The sequence below is a fragment of the Streptomyces sp. NPDC002130 genome, assembly GCF_040296465.1.
GTDB lineage: Bacteria > Actinomycetota > Actinomycetes > Streptomycetales > Streptomycetaceae > Streptomyces.
This window is the reverse complement of sequence record NZ_JBEOXI010000781.1, coordinates 1-1,521: the sequence shown is the minus strand read 5'-3', so window position 1 is coordinate 1,521 and position 1,521 is coordinate 1. Positions and strand designations below refer to the sequence as shown.

Here is a 1,521-nt window from a genome sequence, read left to right as displayed (position 1 = left end):
CCCGGTAATGGCTCCCGGGTCGTGTTTTCCGCCACGTGAGACGCGGGGATTTGAGCACGAGCCTTCGTGAATCAGCTTGCCGGGCAGCACCGCCACGATGACAGCGATCAAGGCGAAGACGGCAAGGACGATCAGCGACAGGACGGCACCACGGGCGCTCAGCAGCACCGCCATCGCGACGACCGGCCCGAGTTCGCCGACGGCCCCGTGGTTGAGGACGGTCTTGCCCAAGCGTGTGTCGAGGAGTTTGTTGTCCTTGAGGATCGGCAGCAGCGTGCCCAGAGCGGTCGACGTCATCGCGATGGCAACAGCGGCTTCGGCGGAAATCACGTTCCTCATGCCCAGCAGCGCGACCACCGTGAACGCCAGCGCGAGGCAGAACAGCCACGTGTAGAGCGCACGACGGCCACCCCGGCCACTGAGTTCCTGTCGGTCGATCTCGTAACCGGCGAGGAGGAACAGCATGCCGAGGCCGAGTTCGCGCAAGATTCCGATCGCTTCGCTGTCAGCTGCGATGTTGAGGGCGAACGGCCCGACCACTGCGCCCGCGACAAGCAGCAACACCACTTCGGGAACGAGCCGACGTGGGATCAAGCCCGCGACTATCGGCGCGACCGCCGCGATCAGCGCAATCCAGAACAGCGATGAGGCAATTGAAGGCACGGATCATTATCGGACATAGGTGACAAATCCGCGTTCAGTACAGGTACTTGCGGTACGCCTCCTGCCGAGCCGGTTCGAGATCCTCGACCTGGAGGGTGTGCTGCTCGGCCATCATGTCGCGCAGACTCGGCACGTCCTCGGGAGTAGGCCACGTCGCCGGATCCCAGAGCTTTGCCCGCAGAATCGCTCGCGCGCAATGGAGATACGCCTCGTCGATCTTCACGATCACCGCAAGCTGCGCCGGCTTGCCGTTCATCGCCATCGACTCCAACAGATCAGCATCTGTCGAGAGGGTCGCCGTGCCGTTGACGCGCACGATCTCGTCGTGGCCGGGCGCGAGAAAGAGGATCCCCACGTGGGGATTCTCGATCATGTTCCGGTACGAGTCAGCGCGCCGGTTGCCCGGACGATCCGGAAGCACCAGCGTCTTCTCGTCGGGAAACAGAACCTGACTGACCAAGTCTCCACGCGGCGAGCAATCGCAATTTCCGGCCGCATCGGATGTCGCGAGCACAAAAAACCGTGCCTGCTCGATGAATTCACGGATCAACGGAGTCGTGTAGGCGGTGTGCTTCTCCATGATCGTCGGATGGGGCTGTCCGAGAATCGCATTGAGTTGTTCCACGGATTCGATCCGCCCGCTCGGGACACTCGACGCCGTCACGTCAACACGTCGTCGAGGACGTGGTGGCGCCCCAGCGGCAACACCAACGGCTTACCCGAGATGGGGTCGGGGATGATTCGACTGTCGAGACCGAACACGGTGCGGACGCCGCCTGTGCTGGAAGTTCAGTCTAGGGGGGTGACAAAAGGGTGGGGCAACCGGGCGGTGTCACTTTGTACGCCATCGGAATGGCC

General features: G+C 62.9%; 2 protein-coding genes and 1 pseudogene. All 3 read right to left on the bottom strand.

Annotated features, from left to right (window positions below; genetic code table 11):
• Nucleotides 1-663 (bottom strand): cation:proton antiporter (locus ABT116_RS45475; RefSeq protein WP_351646943.1); only part of this gene is annotated, 663 nt, incomplete at its 3' end.
• 34 nt (nt 664-697) lie between these two features.
• On the bottom strand, nt 698-1,288 hold the full coding sequence (locus tag ABT116_RS45470; RefSeq protein WP_351646940.1) for a pyridoxamine 5'-phosphate oxidase family protein: 591 nt from the start codon (nt 1,286-1,288) through the stop codon (nt 698-700).
• A gap of 35 nt (nt 1,289-1,323) precedes the next feature.
• Nucleotides 1,324-1,434 (bottom strand): annotated as a pseudogene (locus tag ABT116_RS45465) (ABC transporter ATP-binding protein); the annotation flags it as partial.
• Nucleotides 1,435-1,521: the final 87 nt, after the last annotated feature.